The organism is Saccharothrix algeriensis, from assembly GCF_016907655.1.
GTDB lineage: Bacteria > Actinomycetota > Actinomycetes > Mycobacteriales > Pseudonocardiaceae > Actinosynnema > Actinosynnema algeriense.
This window is the reverse complement of record NZ_JAFBCL010000001.1, coordinates 3,685,555-3,706,021: the sequence shown is the minus strand read 5'-3', so window position 1 is coordinate 3,706,021 and position 20,467 is coordinate 3,685,555. Positions and strand designations below refer to the sequence as shown.

At 74.2% G+C, this 20,467-nt stretch carries 22 protein-coding genes; 9 read left to right on the top strand and 13 right to left on the bottom strand.

Annotated elements, in window-relative coordinates:
- Positions 1 to 51 precede the first annotated feature (51 nt).
- Both JOE68_RS16940 and JOE68_RS16935 read left to right on the top strand, forming a co-directional pair.
- On the top strand, positions 52 to 315 hold the full coding sequence (locus tag JOE68_RS16940) for a hypothetical protein (protein ID WP_204843308.1): 264 nt from the start codon (positions 52 to 54) through the stop codon (positions 313 to 315).
- Positions 312 to 2,933: a tetratricopeptide repeat protein gene (locus tag JOE68_RS16935; RefSeq protein WP_204843307.1), complete on the top strand. Its 2,622-nt coding sequence runs from the start codon at positions 312 to 314 to the stop codon at positions 2,931 to 2,933. The genes JOE68_RS16940 and JOE68_RS16935 overlap by 4 nt, the downstream gene beginning before the upstream one ends.
- 350 nt (positions 2,934 to 3,283) lie before the next feature.
- On the opposite strand, the gene JOE68_RS16930 is transcribed toward JOE68_RS16935, so the two are convergent.
- The 6 genes from JOE68_RS16930 to JOE68_RS16905 form a co-directional block, all read right to left on the bottom strand.
- Positions 3,284 to 4,846, bottom strand: coding sequence for a 4-coumarate--CoA ligase family protein (locus tag JOE68_RS16930; RefSeq protein ID WP_204843306.1), 1,563 nt, complete (start codon positions 4,844 to 4,846; stop codon positions 3,284 to 3,286).
- Positions 4,847 to 5,249: 403 nt separating this feature from the next.
- On the bottom strand, positions 5,250 to 6,110 hold the full coding sequence (locus JOE68_RS16925) for a DUF4349 domain-containing protein (protein WP_204843305.1): 861 nt from the start codon (positions 6,108 to 6,110) through the stop codon (positions 5,250 to 5,252).
- Between the two features lie 90 nt (positions 6,111 to 6,200).
- Positions 6,201 to 6,680 (bottom strand): type III secretion system chaperone family protein, encoded by a 480-nt coding sequence (locus tag JOE68_RS16920; RefSeq protein WP_204843304.1) that lies wholly within the window; start codon positions 6,678 to 6,680, stop codon positions 6,201 to 6,203.
- Positions 6,677 to 7,930 (bottom strand): D-inositol-3-phosphate glycosyltransferase, encoded by a 1,254-nt coding sequence (gene mshA / locus JOE68_RS16915; protein ID WP_204843303.1) that lies wholly within the window; start codon positions 7,928 to 7,930, stop codon positions 6,677 to 6,679. The genes JOE68_RS16920 and mshA overlap by 4 nt, the downstream gene beginning before the upstream one ends.
- Positions 7,927 to 8,208, bottom strand: a complete 282-nt coding sequence (locus tag JOE68_RS16910; RefSeq protein WP_204843302.1) for a hypothetical protein — start codon at positions 8,206 to 8,208, stop codon at positions 7,927 to 7,929. Before JOE68_RS16910 ends, mshA begins: the two co-directional genes overlap by 4 nt.
- A 21-nt stretch (positions 8,209 to 8,229) precedes the next feature.
- Positions 8,230 to 9,375, bottom strand: a complete 1,146-nt coding sequence (locus tag JOE68_RS16905) for a L,D-transpeptidase (RefSeq protein WP_204843301.1) — start codon at positions 9,373 to 9,375, stop codon at positions 8,230 to 8,232.
- 80 nt (positions 9,376 to 9,455) lie between these two features.
- On the opposite strand from JOE68_RS16905, the gene JOE68_RS16900 reads away from it, so the two are divergent.
- Positions 9,456 to 10,187 carry an SDR family NAD(P)-dependent oxidoreductase gene (locus JOE68_RS16900; RefSeq protein ID WP_204843300.1) on the top strand — a complete coding sequence of 244 codons (732 nt, stop codon included), beginning with the start codon at positions 9,456 to 9,458 and terminating at the stop codon, positions 10,185 to 10,187.
- Positions 10,188 to 10,202: 15 nt separating this feature from the next.
- Here the strand turns inward: JOE68_RS16900 and JOE68_RS16895 are convergent, their stop codons facing one another.
- Entirely contained in the window at positions 10,203 to 11,336 is a 1,134-nt protein-coding gene (locus tag JOE68_RS16895; protein WP_204843299.1) for a UDP-N-acetylmuramate dehydrogenase, read from the bottom strand.
- On the opposite strand from JOE68_RS16895, the gene JOE68_RS16890 reads away from it, so the two are divergent.
- From JOE68_RS16890 to JOE68_RS16875, 4 genes are all read left to right on the top strand, one after another.
- The gene (locus JOE68_RS16890; RefSeq protein WP_204843298.1) at positions 11,323 to 11,820 is read left to right on the top strand and encodes a DUF2505 domain-containing protein; all 498 of its coding nucleotides are present in this window, start codon (positions 11,323 to 11,325) and stop codon (positions 11,818 to 11,820) included. The genes JOE68_RS16895 and JOE68_RS16890 overlap by 14 nt on opposite strands.
- Positions 11,799 to 12,608 carry a class I SAM-dependent methyltransferase gene (locus tag JOE68_RS16885; protein ID WP_204843297.1) on the top strand — a complete coding sequence of 270 codons (810 nt, stop codon included), beginning with the start codon at positions 11,799 to 11,801 and terminating at the stop codon, positions 12,606 to 12,608. The genes JOE68_RS16890 and JOE68_RS16885 overlap by 22 nt, the downstream gene beginning before the upstream one ends.
- A gap of 94 nt (positions 12,609 to 12,702) precedes the next feature.
- Entirely contained in the window at positions 12,703 to 13,578 is an 876-nt protein-coding gene (purU, locus tag JOE68_RS16880) for a formyltetrahydrofolate deformylase (RefSeq protein WP_204843296.1), read from the top strand.
- Between the two features lie 78 nt (positions 13,579 to 13,656).
- On the top strand, positions 13,657 to 14,751 hold the full coding sequence (locus JOE68_RS16875) for an LOG family protein (protein ID WP_204843295.1): 1,095 nt from the start codon (positions 13,657 to 13,659) through the stop codon (positions 14,749 to 14,751).
- Here the strand turns inward: JOE68_RS16875 and JOE68_RS16870 are convergent.
- The gene (locus tag JOE68_RS16870) at positions 14,708 to 16,123 is read right to left on the bottom strand and encodes an amidase (RefSeq protein ID WP_204843294.1); all 1,416 of its coding nucleotides are present in this window, start codon (positions 16,121 to 16,123) and stop codon (positions 14,708 to 14,710) included. The two genes, JOE68_RS16875 and JOE68_RS16870, sit on opposite strands and share 44 nt — an antisense overlap.
- A gap of 61 nt (positions 16,124 to 16,184) precedes the next feature.
- Here JOE68_RS16870 and JOE68_RS16865 point away from each other — a divergent pair, with 61 nt between their 5' ends.
- Complete coding sequence (locus JOE68_RS16865) at positions 16,185 to 16,685, top strand: TetR/AcrR family transcriptional regulator (protein ID WP_204843293.1); 501 nt, start codon at positions 16,185 to 16,187, stop codon at positions 16,683 to 16,685.
- Between the two features lie 28 nt (positions 16,686 to 16,713).
- Here JOE68_RS16865 and JOE68_RS16860 read toward each other — a convergent pair whose 3' ends face one another.
- On the bottom strand, positions 16,714 to 17,262 hold the full coding sequence (locus tag JOE68_RS16860; RefSeq protein ID WP_204843292.1) for a YbaK/EbsC family protein: 549 nt from the start codon (positions 17,260 to 17,262) through the stop codon (positions 16,714 to 16,716).
- A 71-nt stretch (positions 17,263 to 17,333) separates the two neighbouring features.
- On the opposite strand from JOE68_RS16860, the gene JOE68_RS32250 reads away from it, so the two are divergent.
- The gene (locus tag JOE68_RS32250) at positions 17,334 to 18,095 is read left to right on the top strand and encodes a MerR family transcriptional regulator (protein ID WP_204843291.1); all 762 of its coding nucleotides are present in this window, start codon (positions 17,334 to 17,336) and stop codon (positions 18,093 to 18,095) included.
- 93 nt (positions 18,096 to 18,188) lie between these two features.
- Here JOE68_RS32250 and JOE68_RS16850 read toward each other — a convergent pair whose 3' ends face one another.
- The 4 genes from JOE68_RS16850 to JOE68_RS16835 form a co-directional block, all read right to left on the bottom strand.
- Positions 18,189 to 18,734, bottom strand: coding sequence for a type 1 glutamine amidotransferase domain-containing protein (locus JOE68_RS16850; RefSeq protein ID WP_204843290.1), 546 nt, complete (start codon positions 18,732 to 18,734; stop codon positions 18,189 to 18,191).
- Between the two features lie 9 nt (positions 18,735 to 18,743).
- Positions 18,744 to 19,406 carry an alpha/beta fold hydrolase gene (locus tag JOE68_RS16845; protein ID WP_307819715.1) on the bottom strand — a complete coding sequence of 221 codons (663 nt, stop codon included), beginning with the start codon at positions 19,404 to 19,406 and terminating at the stop codon, positions 18,744 to 18,746.
- The gene (locus JOE68_RS16840; protein WP_307820038.1) at positions 19,400 to 19,690 is read right to left on the bottom strand and encodes a DUF2516 family protein; all 291 of its coding nucleotides are present in this window, start codon (positions 19,688 to 19,690) and stop codon (positions 19,400 to 19,402) included. The genes JOE68_RS16845 and JOE68_RS16840 overlap by 7 nt, the downstream gene beginning before the upstream one ends.
- A 109-nt stretch (positions 19,691 to 19,799) precedes the next feature.
- A complete protein-coding gene (locus tag JOE68_RS16835; RefSeq protein WP_204843288.1) occupies positions 19,800 to 20,465 on the bottom strand; it encodes a hypothetical protein in 666 nt (221 codons plus the stop codon).
- Positions 20,466 to 20,467: the final 2 nt, after the last annotated feature.

The window sequence follows — 20,467 nt, the reverse complement described above, 5'->3', positions numbered from 1 at the left end:
GGAGTGGGTCGGAGGAGGGGTTTGGTGGCTGGACGTTCGCGGGGTGTGCGGGTGGTGGTGCCGACGTTGGTGGTTGCGGCGGTGTCGTCGGGGTTGGCAGTGGTGATCAACCTGGCCACTGAGTGGAAGACCAATCCGTGGGCGTGGGTCGGCGTGGTGGTGTTGACGCTGGCAGCGGCCGGTGTGTCGTTGTGGTCGTCCCGGTCCCAGGGCGCCGACGCGCCTGGCGGTGGCACGCACGTGGAGCGGTCGGTGATCGGTGACGTGTCGGGGGGCACGGTGGTCACCGGGGACGGGAACCAGGTTCAGCGTTGACCGACACCACGCGGGTGGACCGCTCTGTTCTGGGCGGTGTGTCGGACGGTCTCGTCATCACGGGCGACAAGAACCGAGTGGTGGTGTCGCTGGACGGCTCGTCGGCCCCCGTGGTGCGGGTGAGCCGGCCGTGGTGGCGGAGCCGTGCGGAGCGGTTGTTGTTCGGTGTGCCGGAGCCGGTGGTGGCCGGGGATCGCCCGTTGTCGTGGCTGCGGACCGATGCCGGGGTGATCCGCGTCCGCCCTCGCCCGGAGGACGAGTCACTGCGGGCGTGGTGTGATGGCGGACCGTTGCGGGTGCGGTTGGTGTGCGGCCGCGGCGGGCAGGGCAAGACCACGACCGCCGGGCAGTTGGTCGCGGGGCTGCGGCGGGCGGGGTGGTTGGCCGGGTTCGTTGATCTGGCGGCGGTGTCCTCGGGCGAGGTCGAGTCGGAGGCGGTCCGGCGTCGGTGGGCGGAGTTGGCGGCGGCGCTGGGCAGCGGGCCGGTGCGGCGTGGTCAGGCGCTGTTGGTGGTGGACTACGCGGAGAACGAGCCGTTGGTCGTGCGGCGCCTGCTCGGTCTGGTGCGGGACGTGCCGTCGGTGCGGGTGTTGCTGCTCAGCCGGGGTGAGGGCGATTGGTGGTCGGGCCTGGTCTCCGACCCGGCGTGGTCGCGGCTGGTCGACCCGGAGGTGGTGCGGCTGCGATCGATCGCCGACGCGCTGACCGGGGAGCAGGTGGCGGAGGTGTGGGCGGATGCCGTCCAACGATTCGCGGATCGCGCGGGCTTGGCGGTGCGGCCGTCTTCGCCGGTGGACCGGCGGTTCACCACGACCCTGGACCTGTTCGCGGACGCGTTGCTCTGGGTGCTCGACACCGACCCGGCGCATCGGGGACGGGATGTCCCGGCTGATCACGGGGATCCGATCAGGGGGTTGTTGGCGCACGAGATGCGGCACGTACGCGGAGCGCTCGCCGACCGGCAGGTACGGGTTGAGGCGCGCGAATTGGCGCAACTGCTGCTCGCGCCCTACCTGGTCCCGGCACCGCGGATCGAGGACGCGCGGCGGGCGTTGAGCATCCTGGACTGGGCGAAGCACGCGGACCCGGAGGCGCTCAACCGTGCGGCGCACGCGCTGAGCGGGCTCTACCCCGATGGCCATGACGGTGGTCCCGATCGGGCGTTGGAGGCGTGGGCTCCGCCGCGGCCCGACCGGCTTCCCGACACGCACCTCCTCGTCGTGGCCGGCGACGCGGCTTCGGATGCGGACTGGGGCGACCTCGTACTGGCTCTGTGCGGCACCCACGATGTCGAGCACGCCACCCGCGTCACCCTGGTTCTGGCGCGGTGTCTGAGCACCCCTGGTGCCGGCAAGAGGTACCCGGTGGGGCTTCGCCGTGTGACCCTCGCGATCGACCTGCTCGTGCGCCGGTACTCGAAAGGGTTCGCCCTGCCGGTCATCATGCGCCTGCCCGGTCAGTTCACCGAAGCGCTGACCGAGGCCCTGCTCGACGATGATTCCGCACTGACAACCACCGAAGTGGACGCGATCGACCGCGCCGTGCTGGCGGCCGGATTCTCCACCCGTCGCGCCACCGACGCGGTCTTGATCTCCCACCGCCTGGCCAACGACACCACGCCACCCGCCGATGCCGACCATGCCGCGCTCGCTCACCACGCCTCAGAACTAGGACAATTGGCCGTCAGGTTGGCGGAGGTGGGGCGTCGCGAGCAGGCACTCGAACCGGCACAGCGAGCAGTCGGGATCTACTCCGAACTGGCCGAGGCCAATCCAGACGCCCACCTGCCCAACCTCGCTGGGTTTCTCAACAACCTCGCCAACAGGTTGGCGGAGGTGGGACGGCGCGAGCAAGCACTCGAACCGGCACAGCGGGCGGTCGGAATCTTCTCCGAACTGGCCGAGACCAACCCTGACACCCACCTGCCCAACCTCGCCATGTCCCTCAACAACCTCGCCAACAGGTTGGCGGAGGTGGGACGGCGCGAGCAAGCACTCGAACCAGCACAGCGGGCGGTCGGGATCTACTCCGAACTGGCCGAGACCAACCCTGACGCCTACCTGCCCGACTTCGCCATGTCCCTCAACAACCTCGCCGTCAACTTGGCGGAGGTGGGACGACACGAGCAAGCACTCGAACCGGCACAGCGGGCGGTCGACATCCGTGAGCAGCTGGCCAAGGCCAACCCTGACGCCCACCTGCCCGACCTCGCCATGTCCCTCAACAACCTCGCCAACAGCTTGGCGGAGGTGGGACGACGCGAACAGGCACTCGAACCGGCACAGCGGGCAGTCGGGATCTACTCCGAACTGGCCGAGACCAAACCCGACGCCTACCTGCCCAACCTCGCCACGTCCCTCAACAACCTCGCCATCAGCTTGGCGGAGGTGGGACGACGCGAACAGGCACTCGAACCGGCACAGCGGGCGATCGGGATCCGTGAGCAGCTGGCCGAGACCAACCCTGACGCCTACCTGCCCAACCTCGCCACGTCCCTCAACAACCTCGCGGTGCTGTTGGACGAACTTGGTGATCCCAACGCATCCACAATCCATCAACGTTCAGAGGTGCTGCGTAAGCAACTGGAGAGCGAGCAACCTCCGGCCATCGATTCCTGACGGTCCTCACTCGTATCAAGGGTGGCAACACAACAACCCGGCAGCCCGAGGGCAAGTCTGTGGGTTGAAGGCGTAGACGCTTCCGTGAAGGCGATTGCCGGCTGCCCGAAACCGGGTGGGGCAACCGCTCTTGGAGAAGTCCGCTACTCGTGCCGTGGCCCGTCACACGGACTCGGGAGCCTCCTGGGAGGAGCGCAACCCCAAGCGGCCGTGCCGATCGACTCGTCGGTTCACACGGCGGCTTGGCGGCGTGTCCGCGAAGCCGGCCTGTCACCGGCTCAGGCCGCTTCCCCTGCACTGGTTCCCACAGGTCGAATCGAGCCGATGACCCGCCTCGACCACCCACCCCGTCAACGCCCCTCGCGCGCCCGCAGGTCCTTGCGCAGGATCTTGCCCGACGCCGACTTCGGGATCGCCTCGATGAACTCCACGACGCGCACCTTCTTGTGCGGCGCAACGTGTCCCGCCACGAACGAGAGCACGCCGTCCGCGTCCAGGGAAGCGCCCGCCTGCGGCACGACGAACGCCTTGGGCACCTCCTCGCCCTCCTCGTCGCGCACGCCCACCACGGCCGCGTCGGCGATGTCCGGGTGGGTCAGCAGGAGGGCCTCCAGCTCGGCCGGCGGCACCTGGTAGCCCTTGTACTTGATCAGCTCCTTGACCCGGTCCACGATGGTGACCGCGCCGTGCTCGTCGATCACCGCCACGTCACCGGTGCGCAGCCACCCCTCGGCGTCCAGCGTCGCGGCGGTGGCCTCCGGGTTGTTCAGGTAGCCCTTCATCACGTTCGGGCCGCGGCACCACAGCTCGCCGCGTTCGCCGACACCCACGTCCTCGCCGGTCGCCGGGTCGACGAAGCGGCACTCCATGTTCGGCGCGATGACGCCGACGGTGCCCACGGAGATGTCGTCGCGGCCGTCCGGGATCGAGTGGCTGACCGGGCTCATCTCGGTCATGCCGTAGCCCTGCGCGACGCGGCAGCCCAGGCGCCGGGCCACGGCCGCCGCCAGGTCGACGTCCAGCGGCGCGGCGCCGGAGAAGATCGTGTCCAGCCCGGACAGGTCGTACTGGTCGACCAGCGGGTGCTTGGCCAGCGCCACGGCCAGCGGCGGCGCGATGTAGACGCGGTTGGTGCGGTGGTCCTGGATGACGCGCAGGAACTCGGGCAGGTCGAACCTGGGCATGGTCACCACGGTCGCGCCCACGTACAGGCCGTTGTTCATCAGCACCTGCATCCCGTAGATGTGGAAGAACGGCAGCACGGCCAGGATGCGGGTGGTCGCGCCGACCTTGAGCAGCGGGCCGCACTGCACGATGTTGGCGACCAGGTTGCGGTGGGTCAGCATGACGCCCTTGGCGCGCCCGGTCGTGCCCGACGAGTACGGCAGCACGGCCACGTCCTCGGCCGGGTCGATGGTCACCTCGGGCACCGGGCCGGTCGAGCCGAGCAGGTCGGCCAGACCGGGGTGGCCCTCGGCCGCGTCGAGCACCACCACGTCGTCGACACCGGCCCCGGCCGCGCCCGCCGCGGCGGTGGGCAGCAGGGCGGAGACGGTGAACAGCATCCGCGCGCCCGCGTCCGCCAGCTGCTCGGCCACCTCGTCGGCCGTGTAGAGGGCGTTGATCGTGGTCGCGGTCGCGCCGGCGCGGAGGATGCCGTGGAAGACGACCGCGTAGTGCGGGGTGTTGGGGCTGAGGACGCCGACCACGTCGCCCTTGCCGATGCCGCGCTCGGCGAGGGCCGCGGCGAGGCGGTCGACGGCGCCGGCGAGCTGGGCGTAGGTGAGGGAGGCCCCGGACGCGCCGTCGACCAGCGCCACGCGGTCCGCCCGGGCGCCGAGGTCGGCGAACAGCAGCTCGTGCAGCGGGACGTCCGGCACCTCGACGTCGGGGAACGGACTGCGGAAGACCATGCGGCAGCCTCACTTACTCCTGGGTGACGACGATCCCGCCATCGTGAGCCACGGCACACCGGGGGTCAAGGAAAGGCGTTGATCACGAAGGCGTTACGCAACCCGATCGATAACACTCGAATGGAGTAGCGCCGGCTCTTGTGGTGATCCACGGCGATCTGCCAAGTTGGCAGGGCCGGACCGGGTCGGTTCCCACGCACTCCAACGACCCGGGCAGGCGCCACCGCGGTTCGCCATTCCCCCCGTCGAACCGCGGCCCGCTGGGATTCCCGGGCTCCCCCCGCCCGGATCCCCCGAGTAGCGGGGAACCGACGCGGGGCGGCTTGAGCTCGCGACTCCCCCTCTCTCCCAAGCCGCCCCGCGCTCCCGCGCCGGGCCACCCTGAGTAGAGCTTCCCTCGGTTTTACTCACCCGTTCGGGTGGCAGGGGTCACCGCGGCCCTGCGGCGGCGGCGCCAGAGGAGGTAGCCGAGCAGCGGCGCCCCGAGCACGACGGCGAACGGCAGCGCGGCCCCGATGACGACGAGCAGCCACGCCGCCGCGCCCACCAGGGCGTCCCAGCCGCCGGCCAGCGCGGTCAGGAAGTCCTCGTCCTCGGGCGGGGCGGGCGCGCTGCTCCCGGCCGCCACCGAGACGGTCAGGGTGGACAGGGCGATCCGCCCCTTGAGGGCGTCGTGGCGGCGCTGGAGCGACTCCAGGTCGGACTGCCGCTTGGTCAGCTCGGCCTCGATCGCCGTGATCTCCGACGTGGACCCCGCCCGCTCCAGCAGCCCGCGCACCCGCTCCACGCTGGCCCGCTGGTTGGCCAGCCGGGCCTCGACGTCCACCACCTGGTCGGTCACGTCCTCGGTGCGCACCTCGCGGCGCCCCACCGCCACGTCCGGCAGCCCGGCCAGCGACGCGAGCAGCGCGTCCAGCCGGTCACCGGGCACCCGCAGGGTGACCGTGCCGCGGTCCTCGGTGGTGTTCTCCTGCGCCGGGAACCCGCCCGCGGCGATCGCCAGCTCCTTGACCCGGGCCAGCACCCCCGCGACGTCCGCGGCGCGCAGCTCGACCTTCGCGGTGCGCACCAGCTGCCTGCCCTGCGCGACCGGCTCGGCGGCCTGGTCCGGCAGCCCCTCCTGGCCGCGGCGCTCGGCCTGCCCGTCGGCGCGCTCCGCCGGGGCCGGGGCGACCGCCGGCGCCCCGCCGTTGCTCTCGCCCGCGGAACACCCGGCCAGCGCCAACACCGCCAGCGCCAGCGCGAGCCCCACTCGTCCGCCCATGTTCCCCTCCGGTGATCCGTTGCCCCGTGGACGGAGCACCGGGGAGGACCGGTTGCGCAAAGATGATCACGATTCGGCCACCGGCCGGGGTCACTGCTCCACGAGGTGCTGGAACGCCCGGAGGTTCGCCAGCGACTCCCCGCGCGAGACCCGCCAGTCCCACTCACGCCGGATCGCGCCCTTGAACCCGATCTCCAGCAGCGCGTTGAAGTCGCCGTCGGCCGCCTCCACCACCTGCCCGAGCACGCGGTCGAGCTCGTCGGCCGTCACGGCGTGCAGCGCGATCCGGCCCACCAGGTGGATGTCGCCGCGCGGGTCGACCGCGTAGTGCACGCCGTAGAGCTTGGTGTTGCGCCGCAACAGGAACCGGTACACCTCCTCGTGCGCCTCGTCCGGGTTGCGGCACACGAACGCCTCGACCAGCAGGGCGTGCCGGCCGACCACCAGCCAGCAGTTGGTCTGGAGCTTCTTGGCGCCGGGCAGGGTCACGAAGAACCTGCCCGGTTCCTTGCGCTGGTAGACCAGCTCGCGGTCGTCCAGGGCGGACCGGATGATCTCGTCCAGGCTCAAGTGCCGACCTCCTCGCGGAACACGTCCCGTGCTTGGGCGTACCCCGCCAGCAGCGAATCAGTCGTGCGGTCCCAGGAGAACCGGTGGGCGTGCCCGACCGCGTTGGCGGCCAGCTCCTCCCGGCGCGCGGGGTGCAGGGCCAGCTCGCCCAGCGCGCGCGCCCACGGCCCGGCCTCGTGCCCCTCGACCAGCAGGCCGGACACGCCGTCGCGCACGGCCACCGGCAGCCCGCCGACCGCCGCCGCCACGACCGGCGTCCCGCACGCCTGCGCCTCCAGCGCGACCAGCCCGAACGACTCGTTGTGGCTGGGCACCGCGACCACGTCGGCCGCCCGGTACACCCGCGCCAGCGCCTCGCCGCCCTGCGGCGGCAGGAACCGCACCACGTCGGCCACGCCCAGCTCGCCGGCCAGCCGCTTGAGCTCCTCGGGCGTCCGCACCCCGCTGCCGGACGGCCCGCCGACGACGAGCACGACCAGCCGCTCCCGCAGCAGCGGCGCGTGCAGCAGCAGCTCGGCGGCCGCCCGGATGAGCACGTCGGGCGCCTTGAGCGGCTGGATGCGGCCCACGAACGCGAGCACCACGGCGTCCGGCCGCAGGTCCAGCGCGGCGCGCGCGGCGCCCCGGTCGCCCGGCGTGAACCGGTCGAGGTCGACCCCCGGCGGCACGACGACCACCTTCGCCGGGTCCGCGGCGTACAGGTCGACCAGCTCCCGCGCCTCCACGTCGGTGTTGGCGACCAGCCGGTCGGCCTCGGCGACCACCTGCTCCTCGCCGATCACCCGCATCCGCGGCTCGGGGGTGTCGGACGTGGCGAGGTTGGCGTTCTTCACCTTCGCCAGGGTGTGCGCGGTGTGCACCAGGGGCACCGCCCAGCGCTCCCGCGCCAGCCACCCCACCTGGCCGGACAGCCAGTAGTGCGAGTGGACGACGTCGTAGTGGCCCGGGTCGTGCCGCGCCTCGGCCCGCAGCACGCCCGCCGTGAACGCGCACAGCTGGCCGGGCAGCTCCTCCTTGCCCAGGCCCTCGAACGGCCCGGCCACCACGTGCCGCACCGTCACGCCCGGCGCCAGCTCCGCGACCGGCGGCAGGTCCGAGCCGGTCGCGCGGGTGAAGACCTCGACCTCGACGCCGCGCCGCGCCATGCGCGTCGCCGTCTCCACGATGTAGACGTTCATGCCGCCCGCGTCGCCCGTGCCGGGCTGCTCCAGCGGCGAGGTGTGCACCGACAGCACCGCGACCCGCCTCACGCCGCCACCTCCGCGGTGGGCGCGGCCGGGCCGGCGGCGTGCGCCCGGAGCGACCGGCGCCGGGCGGACGGGTGCGGTAAGGCCGGGCGCCGGGGGGACGGCCGGTCGGCGAACCGGTGCGACCGCACCTCCCCGGACGGGGTCCAGCCGTGCGCCGGCACCACGGCCGGACCGGGGACGGGGCCCGCCCCGCGGGCCACCGGCCGCGCGCCGGGGGTGGTGAGGAGTGAAGTCAGCACGCCCAGTCCCAACGCGCCGCCGGACTCATCGCTTCCCACCGCGCGCACATCGCCCGCGGGTCAGAGCGCGGACATCGTCTGCCACTGGGCCCACGGGATCTGCCAGTCGTACCAGTCGTACTGCGCGGGCAGCGTGGTGATCGAGCCGGTGACCTCCACCGGGTCGCCGACCAGGGCGCTGTCGTAGTACGCCTTGGCGTCGGCCTCCAGCAGGTTCGCGCAGCCGTGCGAGGTGTTGTTCCTGCCGATGTTGGCCGCGTTGTCGTTGTTCTCGTGGATGAACTCGCCGTGGTTGGAGAACCGGACGGCCCACTTCTTCAGCACGTTGGTGTAGCCGTAGCGCGGGTTGTCGAAGCTGAACTGCGGGTCCTTCTGCATCACCACGAACGTGCCGTTCGGGGTGGTCAGCTCCGGGTCCGCGTCCCGGCCGAACGACGCGGGGTAGGTCGCCACGGTCGCGCCGTCGCGCTGCACCACGAGCTGGTGCGACGGGGTGTGGATCTTGACGACCTGGTTGCGGCCGATGGTGAAGTCGCTGGTCACGTCGGCCCGGCCGTACGCGCCGCCGCCGTAGTGCACGCCGTAGAGCTTGGCCTCCACGTGCACCTCGGTGTCCGCGGGCCAGTACGCCTCCGGCCGGTAGTGCACCTCGCGCGGGTTCAGCCAGGCCCAGCTGCCCTTGACGTTCGCCGAGTTGGTGACGGTCAGCGCCTTCTCCACGGCGGCCCGGTCGGCGACGTCGGCCTCGAACCGCACCATGATCGGGATCGCGACGCCGACCACCTGGTCGTCGCCGGGGAACAGCGTGGCGCGCACCTGGGAGGCCGCTTCGAGGGTGGTGAACGCGCCCTTCAGCTCGACCTTCCTGCCGTCGGAGCCGGTGGCCTGGCCGGTGTAGGCGTAGCTCTTGCCGAAGCCGAGCGGTTCGGTGCTCGCCCAGGACCTCCGGTCCTCGGACAGCGCGCCCTCGACCTGCTCGCCCTCCGGGTTGGTCAGGGCGACCTGGTCGATCGTGCCCTCGGCGACGGTCACCCGGACCGGCAGGTTCACCGGAACGCCGGTCGCGCCGTCGGCGGGCGCGGTGGTGAACTTCGCCACCGGTGGCGCGTCGCCGCCCGGGGGCTGCGCCGCGCCTTCTTCCACCTTGGCCGAGCAGCCGGCGAGGAACACCACGCCGAGCAGCAGGGCCGTGAGCCTCTTGCGCACAGTTCGACCTCCCGAACCAAGGACGCGCACCGGGACCGTCAGGTGCAGGTGATCCGTGTCACGGACCTAGGATCACCGGCGTGACCCGTCCCATCGCAGTCGTCACCGGAGCCAGCGCGGGTATCGGCGAAGCCACCGCCCGCAGGCTCTCCGCCGAGGGCTTCCACGTCGTGCTGGCCGCCCGGCGGCTGGACCTCCTCCACACTATCGCGGATGACATCGGCGGCACGGCGCTGGAACTGGACGTGACGGAGCCCGCATCGGTCGCGGCGCTCGTGGCCGCCGTCCCGCGGGCCAGGGTGCTGGTCAACAACGCGGGCGGCGCGCGCGGCCTGGACCCGGTCGCGGAGGCCGACGAGGACGACTGGCGGTGGATGTGGGAGACCAACGTCCTGGGCACCCTGCGGGTCACCAAGGGCCTGCTGCCCGCGCTGATCGGCTCCGGTGACGGCCACGTCGTGACGGTGACCTCCGTGGCGGCCTACGAGGCGTACGACAACGGCTCCGGCTACACCTCGGCCAAGCACGCCCAGTCGGCGCTGCACCGGACGCTGCGCGGCGAGCTGCTGGGGCAGCCGGTCCGCGTGACGGAGGTCCTGCCGGGGATGGTGGAGACCGACTTCTCGGTCAACCGCTTCGAGGGCGACGCGGAGCGGGCGGCGGCGGTCTACGCGGGGCTGACGCCGCTCACGGCGGACGACGTGGCGGACGTCATCGCGTTCGCGGTGACCAGGCCCTCGCACGTGAACCTGGACCAGATCGTGCTCAAGCCGCGGGCGCAGGCGTCGGCGACGCGGGTGCACCGGGGCTGAGGGCCGCCCGCGGCCTCAGGTCAGGTCGCAGCCCACCAGCACCGGTTCCGGGTGCAGCTCCACCCCGAACGCCGCCCGCACGCCGTCGCGCACCTCGCGCGCCAGGTCGAGCAGGTCCACCGTGGACGCGCCGCCGCGGTTGGTCAGCGCCAGGGTGTGCTTGCCGGACAGCGCGACCCGGCCGCCGGGGCCGCGGTGCCCGCGGGCGAACCCGGCGCGCTCGATCAGCCAGGCCGCGGAGAGCTTGTGGTGGCCGGGGCCGGCCGGGTAGGCGGGCACGTCGACGTGCCGCCCCAGGCGCTCGGCGACGCGGATCAGGACGCCGGCCAGCGTCGAGTCGTCCAGCAGCGGGTTGGTGAAGAACGAGCCCGCGCTCCACGTGTCGTGGTCGGCCTCGTCGAGCACCATCCCCTTGCCGCGCCGCAGTTCCAGCACCGCCTTGCGGGCGGCCTCGGCGGGCACCCGCTCGCCCTGCGCCACGCCCAGCACGCGGGCCAGCTCGGCGTACCGGATGGGCGCGGACTGGCCGCCCGAGGTCAGCGCGAACCGCGCGCGCAGCACCACGGCGTGGTCGGTGCCCTTGAGCACGCTGGTGCGGTAGGCCAGCCCCAGCGAGTCGGCGGGCCGCTGGTGCACCCGGCCGGTGCGCCGGTCCAGCAGGTCGACCGACGTCAGCACCTGGGAGACCTCCACGCCGTACGCGCCGACGTTCTGCACCGGCGTCGCGCCGACCAGGCCGGGGATGCCGGACAGGCACTCCAGCCCGCCCAGGCCCTGCGCCACGGCCTCGGCGACGACGGAGTCCCACTCCTCGCCCGCCTCGACGGTCAGCTGCACGAGGCCGTCGCCCAGCGGGTCCAGGCGGCGGCCGAGGGTGCCGACCCGCACGGCCGTCCCGGCGAAGCCGGCGTCGGCGATCACCAGGTTCGAGCCGCCGCCGAGCAGCAGCACGGGCTCGCCCGCGGCGTCCAGCTCGCGCACGGCTTCGACCAGGTCGGCGGCGGTGGTCGGGCTCACGAACCGCGCCGCCGGGCCACCGAGCCGGAGCGTGGTGCGCTCGGCCAGCGGCACGCGGGTGCGCACCTGGGCACCGGACAGCGGGGTGGTCACGGCCGTCAACGGTAGCCTCCGCGGCATGGCACGCCGCATCGAGCACCTGACGACGTCCCGCCGGCCCGCGTCGGAGGTCTTCTCCGCGCTGGTGGACGAGACCTACCTGCGCGACCGGTTGGCGGCCCTCGGCGGGGTGGGCGCGGAGCTGGTCGCGTTCACCCGGACCGACGCCACCACGTCCTACCAGCTCAAGCAGGGCGTCGCCGCGGACCGGCTGCCGCCGGTCGCGCGCGGGGTGCTGGGCGGCGACCTGGTGATCGACCGCGCCGAGTCGTGGACCGAGGCCGGGCACGCCGGGACCGTCGAGGTCACCCTCAACGGCGTGCCGGGCCGGCTGGACGGGACGATCACGCTGGCCGACGCGGCCGGTGGCGGGAGCGAGCTGACCCTGGTCGGCCAGGTCAAGGTCGGCGTCCCGCTGCTGGGCGGCAAGCTGGAGGGGCTGATCGCCGAGCAGGTGGCCCTGCTGCTGGACAAGGAAGCCGAGTTCACCGACGCATGGCTCGCGCGCCGCGCCTAGCGGCGGGCCGGGCCCGCGCGCTCGGCCTGCCCACGAGGGGGACGACCAACCCCAACCGCCTGCGCCGGGTCGACCGGTGGGTCCGCCACGCGTGCCGGGACGTGCTGGAGGGGGCCGCCGACCCGCTGGTCGTCGACCTCGGCTACGGCTCGTCGCCGGTCACCACCGTCGAGCTGGCGACCCGGCTGCGGCCGGTCAACCCGCGGCTGCGGGTGCTCGGGCTGGAGCTGGACGCCGACCGCGTCGCCGCGGGGCAGGCCGCGGCCGACCCGCCGCGGCTGGAGTTCCGCCGGGGCGGCTTCGAGCTGGCCGGGCGGCGGCCGGTGCTGCTGCGCGCGTTCAACGTGCTGCGCCAGTACACCGAGGAGCAGGCGGCGGAGGCGTGGGCGACCATGCGGGGCCGCCTCGCCCCCGGCGGCGTCCTGGTGGAGGGCACGTGCGACGAGATCGGCCGCCGCTGCTCCTGGGTCGCGCTGACGGCCCAAGGGCCGCGGACGCTCACGCTGTCGTGCCTGCCCGCCGACCTGGAGACGCCCGGCGACCTGGCCGAGCGGCTGCCCAAGGCGCTGATCCACCGCAACGTGCCCGGTGAGCGCGTGCACGCGCTGCTGGCCGAGCTGGACGCCTGCTGGGCCGCCGCGGCGACGTTCGCGCCGTTCGGGCCGCGGGCCCGCTGGGTGGAGGCCGTGGCGCTGCTGGCCCGGCGCGGCTGGCCGGTGCTGGACGGCCGCCGGCGGTGGCGGCTGGGCGAGGTGACGGTGCCCTGGGAGTCCGTCCGGCCGCGGTGAGCCGGTCCGGGGCCCGACCGGGCGCCCCGCGCGGCCGCGACCGGCGGCAGGTCCGCTGGTCGGCGCGCCGCCCGGCGGTGGATACTTCTGCACCGTGCCCCAGCCCGAGCGACGCTACGTGATCACCTTCGGCTGCCCGGACCGCACCGGCATCGTGGCGAGGATCTCCTCGTTCCTCGCCGAGCACGGCGGCTGGATCGTCGAGGCCGCCTACCACACCGACCCGGCGACGAACTGGTTCTTCACCCGCCAGGAGGTGCGCGCGGACTCGCTGCCGTTCGACGCGGTCGAGCTGCGCGAGCGGTTCGGGCTGCTCGCCCGCGAGCTGGGCGCCAACGCCAACTGGCGGGTCACCGACACCGGCGAGCGCAGGCGGGTGGTGCTGCTGGTGTCCAAGGAGGGGCACTGCCTGTACGACCTGCTGGGCCGGGTCGCGTCGCGCGAGCTGGACGTCGACGTGCCGGCGGTGATCGGCAACCACGCCGACCTGGCGGGCATCACGCGGGCGCACGGCATCCCGTTCCACCACGTCCCGTTCCCGGCCAACGACCCGGAGGGCAGGCAGGCGGCGTTCGCGCAGCTGCGGCAGCTGGTGGACGCGCACCGGCCGCACGCGGTGGTGCTGGCCCGGTTCATGCAGATCCTGCCGACCGAGCTGTGCGCGGACTGGGCGGGGCGGGCGCTGAACATCCACCACAGCTTCCTGCCGTCGTTCGTCGGCGCGCGGCCCTACCACCAGGCGCACGGCCGGGGCGTGAAGCTGGTCGGCGCGACCTGCCACTACGTGACCGCCGAGCTGGACCAGGGCCCGATCGTCGAGCAGGACGTGGTCCGGGTCGACCACACCGACTCCATCCCGGACATGGTGCGCAAGGGCCGGGACATCGAGAAGGTGGTGCTGGCGCGCGGCCTGCGCTGGCACCTGGAGGACCGGGTCCTGGTGCACGGCAACCAGACCGTCATCTTCTAGCCCCGCACCGCGGCCGGCCGGCGCCCGCGTTCGCGCGACCGGCCCGTCCCGGCGCGCGGCGGGACGTAGGCTTCGCCGGTGCGCACCGTGATCAGGGACCCGGACCGGGTCCGCACCGCCACCGACCTGCGCGGCGCGGTGCTCGTCGGGTTGGACCTGGGCGGGGAGGACCTGCGGGTCCCGCTGGACGGCGCGCTGTTCCTGGGGTGCGTGCTGGAGCCCTCGGCGCGGCGGCGGGCCGACGCGGCGGGCGCGCTGGTGTTCCCCACCATCCCGGACGTGCCGTACTCGGTGTACCGGTCGTCGCTCTACACGCCCGCCGAGCTGTTCGCCGGCTTCGACCCGGCGCGGCCGGGGTCCTACGCGGACACCCCCGACGCCCGCGTCTACCGGCACAGCAGGCAGCAGGGCCACCACCCGGACCCGCTGCACGCCCTCGCCGAGCGCCTGCACGACCACGCCATCACCGAAGCCCTGGGGGAGGCCCTGGGCGGCGCCCCGGGCGACGCGCCGGTGGCCGTGATGGGCGGGCACGCGCTGGGCCGCGACACGCCGGGCTACCGGCGGGCCGTGCGGCTGGGCGCGGCGCTCGGCGAGGCCGGGTTCACGGTGCTGACCGGCGGCGGTCCGGGCGCGATGGAGGCCGTGCCGCTGGGCGTGCGGGTCGGCGAGGACGCCGGCGTGCTGCGCGACCTGGCCCGGGCGCCGGGGTTCGGCGGCGACGCGGAGTCGATCGGGCGGTGGCTCGCGGCGTTCCCGCCCGACCTGCCCGGGTTCGACCGGCCGCGCACGATCGGCATCCCCACCTGGTTCTACGGCCACGAGCCGCCGAACCCGGCGTGCGAGCTGCACGCCAAGTACTTCGCCAACTCGGTCCGCGAGGAGGGCCTGCTGACCGTCGCGACGGGCGGCATCGTCTACACGCCGGGCAGCGCGGGCACCGTGCAGGAGGTGTTCCAGGACTACACCCAGAACCACTACGGCTCGGTCGGCCCGGCCGCGCCGATGGTGTTCCTGGGCGAGGACTTCTGGGTCGACGAGGTGCCGGCGGCGCCGCTGGTCCGGCGGCTGGCGCGCGGGCGGGAGGCCGAGCGCTGGATCCTGGTGACCGACGACGTGGCCGAGGCGGTCAGCTTCCTGCGGGAGTACGCGCGGGCCCGCCCACCGGCGTGAGGACGCCGAACCGCTCCTCCACCACCGACGCACCCGCCAGGCACAGGTCCTCCCGGAAGGCGCGGCCCACCAGCTGCACCCCCGTCGGCAGCCCCTCCGCCAGCCCCGTCGGCACCGCCACCGCCGGCAGCCCCGCGAGGCTGGTCGCGGTGCACAGCCGCAGCGCCGACCCCACCAGGGCGTGCCCCGCGGCGTCGCGGCTCTCCACGCCGGGGGCCACCGGCGGCTCGGTGAACACCGGCCCGAGCAGCAGCGGGTAGCGGTCCAGGAACTCCGCCCACGCCCGCTTCACGCCCAGCACCACGCCGGTCAGCCGCACGTACTCGGTCACGTCCACCGGCGGCGACTCGGCCATCGACTGCTCGACGTACCGGTGCCCGCCCTCGCCGAGCAGGGTGCGCACCACCGGCCACGCGGGCGTGAACTCGGTCATCAGCAGGCGCCCGTACGCCGAGAGCGCCTCGTCCAGCGCGGGCACGTCCGGCACCTCCGCCACCTCGTACCCGGCGTCGGACAGCGCGCCGGCGGCCCGTCCCACCGCCGCCCGCACGGTCGGGTGCACGCCCCGCCCACCGGGGTCGGCGACCACCGCGACCCGGCGCGGCGCCGGTTCGCCGCGCACCGGGACGGGCACCGCGCGCGGGTCGCGCGGTGACGCGCCCGCGAGCACCTCGAACGCCGCCCGCAGGTCGGCGACCGTGCGCGCCAGCGGCCCGTCCACGACGAACAGCTGCGCGCCCAGCGGCGGCTCGTCCTCGGGGCGCAGCCGGTGGTCGGCGGCGAACCGGCCGCAGGTGGGCTTGAGCGCGGCGACGCCGCAGAACGACGCCGGCAGGCGCACCGAGCCGCCGGCGTCGTTGCCCAGCCCCAGCCCCGCCATGCCGGTGGCCACCGCGACGCCGTCGCCGCCGCTGCTGCCGCCGGGCGTGACGGTGGCGTCCCAGGGGTTCAGCGTGTCGCCGAACAGCTCGCTGCGGGTGTGCACACCGGCCAGCGTCAGGGTCGGCATGTTGGTGTGCCCCACGGGGATCGCGCCCGCCGCCCGCAGCCGGGCCACCGGCGGCGCGTCGTCGGGCGCCACGAAGTCCTTCAGCCGCACCGCGCCGTGCGTGGTCGGCACACCGCGCACGGCGATGCTCTCCTTGACGGTGAACGGCACGCCCGCGAGCGGCCCGACGTCCTCACCGGCCGCCCGCCTGCGGTCCAGCGCCCGCGCCTGCTCGACGGCCTGCTCCGCCAGCAGTTGCGTCACCGCGTTGACCCGCGGGTTCACCTCCGCGATCCGGTCCAGGTGCGCCCGCACCAGCTCGACGGCCGACACCCGGCCCGACCGCACCGCCGCCGCCTGCTCGACGGCCGCCCACTCCCACATCGCCCACCCCCAACATTCGATACGTTTGTATCGTTACGAACGTATCGCATAGGCTCGGGCGGTGCCCAGAGCGGTGGACCGGGACGGCAGGCGCAGGCGGATCGCGGACGCCGTGCGCCTGCTCGCCGACGAGCGCGGCCTGGAGGGCGTGACCATGCGCGACGTCGCCGCCCGCGCGGGCGTGTCGCTCGGCGCGGTGCAGCGGTGCTTCCGCACCAAGGACGAGATGCTGAGGTTCGCGCTGGAGGAGGTCGGCCGGCGCATCCTCGGCCGCGTCGGCGACCGCGCCGAAGACGCGGTGCGGGCCGTCGCCCTGCCGGAGCGGGCGGAGGCGAAGGTGTGGCTGGCGTTCGTCGCGCAGGCCGTGGTGAGCCCGGACCTGGCGCCCGTGCTGCGCGCGAACTACGCCGAGCTGCACGCGATGTTCGCGCGGCTGCTCGGCGACCCGCTGAAGGCGCGCACCGTGCTGGCCCTGGCCGACGGCCTGACCACGCACGTGCTGATCGGGCACCTCACCGCGCGCCAGGCGCACGAGGTGCTGGCGGCCCAGCTCGCGGACTGACCCGACCGCCGAGCCGCGCCCGCCCGGGTCAGCGGGCCAGCCCCTCCAGCACCTCCGCGCCGGGCAGCTTCGCCAGCACCTCGCCGGGCACCAGCAGCTTGCTGCCCCGGACCCCGCTGCCGACCACCAGCTCCGGCGCGGCGGCGACCTCGGGCGCCAGCAGCACCGGCCAGTCGGCGGGCAGCCCCACGGGCGTGATGCCGCCGTGCTCCATGCCGGTCAGCGCCACGGCGTCGTCCATCGGCGCGAACGACGCCCGCCGCGCGTCCAGCCGCCGCCGCACCACGCCGTTCACGTCGGCCCGGGTCGTGGCGAGCACGACGCACGCCGCGTAGCGCACCGCGTCACCGCGCTTCCCGGCCACGATCACGCAGTTGGCGGACGCGCCGAGCGGCGAGCCGTAGTGCGCGCAGAACTCGGCCGTGTCGGCCAGCGCCGGGTCGATCGCGCTGACGGCGAGCCGGTCCGCGTCGGCCATCGCCCGCAGCGCGGTGGCCACCGGTCCGGCCACCAGGTCAAGCCGGTCGAGCACGGGCGCCGGGGACAGGGATCCTGCGATGCTCCACACGCCCGCCATCCTGCCGGCTCGCCTTGACGTTGACGCAACGTCAACCCCTAGCGTGGTCGGCGCACGGGAGGTGAGGGGTCGTGGCCTGGTCGATCGCACAGGTGGCGCGCATGTCCAAGGTGACTTCGCGGACGTTGCGGCACTACGACGCGATAGGTCTGCTGCCGCCGGCGTGGGTCGGCGGCAACGGCTACCGCTACTACGAGCGGGAGCAGTTGCTGCGGCTCCAGCAGATCCTCCTGCTGCGCGACCTCGGCCTCGGCCTGGACGCCGTGTCCGAGGTGCTCGACGGCCGCCACCGCGCGGTGGACGTGCTGCGCAACCACCAGCGGTGGCTGCGCGGCGAGCGGGAGCGGCTGGACAGGCTGGCGGACACCGTCGCCAGGACGATCCGGGAACTGGAGGGGGATGAGCACGACATGAAGATGGAAGAGCTGTTCGACGGCTTCGACGCCGACCGGCAGGCCCGCTACGAGGACGAGCTGGTGGAGCGCTTCGGCGAGGGCGCCCGCACGCACATCGAAGAGGGCAAGCGCCGGATGCGGGACTGGACCCGCGCCGACGCGGACGACTTCATGGCCGAGTGGCGGGCGATCAGGGAAGCCTACGCCGGGCTGTTCGACGCGGGCGTCGCGGCCGACGCGCCGGAGGCGCTGGCGGTCACCGACCGGCACTACGCGTGGATCTGCCTGAGCTGGACGCCGAACCGCGAGTCCTACACGGGGCTGGGCCGGCTCTACGTCGACGCGCCGGACTTCAAGGTCCAGTTCGACGACCACGGCGAGGGCTTCGCCGAGTGGGTGCGCGACGCGATCGCGGCCTACGCGGTGGCGCGGCTCTGAGCCGGGCGGCTTGCGGGGAGGTGCACATCCCCGCAGGTCGGGCGCGGCCCGGGCGCCCGGTCCCGGGTGGGGCCAGGCGCGCCGGAACCGGGCCTACAGGCCGAACGCCCTGAGCGCCTCGCGGTCGAACGCGGGCAGGTCGTCGGGCTTCCGGCTGGTCACCAGCGTCCAGCCGTTCCCGTCGCAGACCTGGACCTCCAGGTCGTCCCACCGCCCGCCGGCGTTGCGGATGTCGGTGGCCAGGCTCGGGAAGGAGGTCAGCGCCTTGCCGCGCACGACGTCGGCCTCGACCAGCAGCCACGGCCCGTGGCAGATCGACGCGACCGGCTTGCCCTGGTCGACGTGCGCCCGCACGAACGCCACCGCGTCGCGGTCCATGCGGAGGAAGTCCGCGCCCGCGACGCCGCCGGGGATCACCACGCCGTCGTAGTCGGCGGGGTCGGCCTGGGAGAACGGCAGGTCCACGTCGAAGGTGTCCGCCGGGGTGAGGTGGTCGAAAGCCTGGACCCGGCCGAGCCGCGGGGCGAGCAGCCGCGGGACCGCGCCCGCCTTCTCGACGTGCTGCCAGGGGTCGGTCAGCTCGACCTGCTCGACCCCTTCCGCACCGACCAGGAATGCGATCTTCTTCGGTTCGGGCATGCCCTCCGGCTACCCGCGCAGGAAATCGCCCAACCACCCGCGCACGTCACCCCGGTGCGACAGCCAGGTCGGCACGAGCTCCAACCGGCCCGCGGGCAGCGCGGCGGCGGTCGCCTCGGCGACCTCCCGGGGGTGCAGCGGGTCCTCCGTCGCGCCCACCACCAGCACCGGGGCGCGCACCGCCCGCAGCACCGACCGGTCGGGCACGGGGGTCCGGCCGGGCAGTTCGGCGAGCGCGCCGTCGAGCCGGCGGAACGCCGCGCGCCGCTCGGCCAGGTACTCGGGCGGCCCGCCGACGACGCTGACGGCGCGCTCGCGGCTCAGCAGCGCGCGCGGCTCGTCCAGGACGGCGGGCAGCAGCAGCGCGACCCGCTCGAACGCGTCGGGCTCGTCGGCCAGCAGCGACAGCAGCGCGCCGGAGGTCAGCGAGACGCCGACGGCCCGCGTGGCGCCCACCTCGCGGGCGACCGCGCGCAGGTCGGCCGCGATGCGCCGGTAGTCCCAGTACCCGGCGGGCGCGTCGGGGGCGTCGCCGTGCGAGGGGAGGGTGACCACGACCCGGGTGCCGGGCACGCCGGTCGCGGGCAGGCGGGCCTCACCGGGCGTGGCGCCCAGGCCGTGCCCGATCAGGGTGACCGGCGTGCCGGAGCCGTGGCTCCGGTAGGTCACCACCGCGGGCCGCGCTGGACCTCGATCAGGCGGGGCCGCACGTCGACCAGGTAGACGGTGACGGCGACCAGCCCCGCGAGCCAGAACATCCCGCCGGGGCCGGAGAGGCTGAACAGCAGCAGCGCGAACGCGCCACCGCCGGTGATGCCCAGCCAGGCGGGCTTGGTGAGCCGCTCCGCCGCGGTGTAGGCGTCGGCGCGCTGCGACAGGGCGTGTGCGAAGGCGAAGACCCCCATGATCAGCCCGACGCAGTACGCCAGGAACAAGATCCACTCGTCGAGGCGGATCAGGTCCGGGGACGGGAACGGAAGGAACACCCCACCAGAGTACGTGCGGACCGCGCCCCGGGGATACCCGGAACGGGGCGCCCCCGCGGGACGCCCCGTGACGACCGCCTCACTCGGCGGAGTCGGCCGGCTTCTTCGCCGTGGCGCCGCGGGACGCGGCCGGCTTGCGCGCGGCGCCGGTCGAGCGGGCGGAGGCGGCGCGGTCGGCGGCCTTGCGCGTGGTGCTGCGCACCTCGTGCGCCGCTTCGCCGCCGGCCTCGACGACGGCGCCGGCCAGCTCCTCGCTCACGTCGTCCAGGCCGCGGGCCACCTTCTCCCCGGTCGCGCGGGTGCGGCGGCTGACCTTGCCGAGCACGTCGTCGGCCAGGTCGCGGGCGTCGCCCGCGGCGGCCTCGGTGCGCTTCTGCGCGGTCTCGACGGCCTCCTCGACCTGGTGCAGGGCCTTCTGGACGTGCGGCTGGGACTTGAGCTTGTCCAGCGCCTCCTGGCCGTGCTCGGCCAGGAACTGGTAGAGGTTCAGCGCGGACTGGGTGTAGGCGTCCACGACCTTGCGCAGCTCGGCCGGGTCGAACCGGTCGCGGAGGTCCTTGAGGTCGGCCGACTCGGCGGCGGACCTGGCGGCCTCGGCCCGCTCCCGGGCCTTGTTCAGCGCCTCGACCACGGCCTTGGCGGCCAGGTCGCCGGCGCCCAGGGCGGCCAGCAGCGGCGTGCGGGCGGCGGCGGCGACCTGCTCGCCCGCCTTGCGCAGCTCCTCGGTGGTGGGCAGGTTCGGCATGC

Coding starts and splice junctions, on each gene's coding strand:
- JOE68_RS16930 (WP_204843306.1), bottom strand. CDS start 4,846: ATGGTCTTCCGCAGTCCGTTCCCCGACGTCGAGGTGCCGGACGTCCCG.
- JOE68_RS16925 (WP_204843305.1), bottom strand. CDS start 6,110: ATGGGCGGACGAGTGGGGCTCGCGCTGGCGCTGGCGGTGTTGGCGCTG.
- JOE68_RS16890 (WP_204843298.1), top strand. CDS start 11,323: ATGGCACGCCGCATCGAGCACCTGACGACGTCCCGCCGGCCCGCGTCG.
- JOE68_RS16895 (WP_204843299.1), bottom strand. CDS start 11,336: ATGCGGCGTGCCATGCCGCGGAGGCTACCGTTGACGGCCGTGACCACC.
- JOE68_RS16885 (WP_204843297.1), top strand. CDS start 11,799: ATGGCTCGCGCGCCGCGCCTAGCGGCGGGCCGGGCCCGCGCGCTCGGC.
- JOE68_RS16870 (WP_204843294.1), bottom strand. CDS start 16,123: ATGTGGGAGTGGGCGGCCGTCGAGCAGGCGGCGGCGGTGCGGTCGGGC.
- JOE68_RS16860 (WP_204843292.1), bottom strand. CDS start 17,262: ATGGCGGGCGTGTGGAGCATCGCAGGATCCCTGTCCCCGGCGCCCGTG.
- JOE68_RS16850 (WP_204843290.1), bottom strand. CDS start 18,734: ATGCCCGAACCGAAGAAGATCGCATTCCTGGTCGGTGCGGAAGGGGTC.
- JOE68_RS16835 (WP_204843288.1), bottom strand. CDS start 20,465: ATGCCGAACCTGCCCACCACCGAGGAGCTGCGCAAGGCGGGCGAGCAG.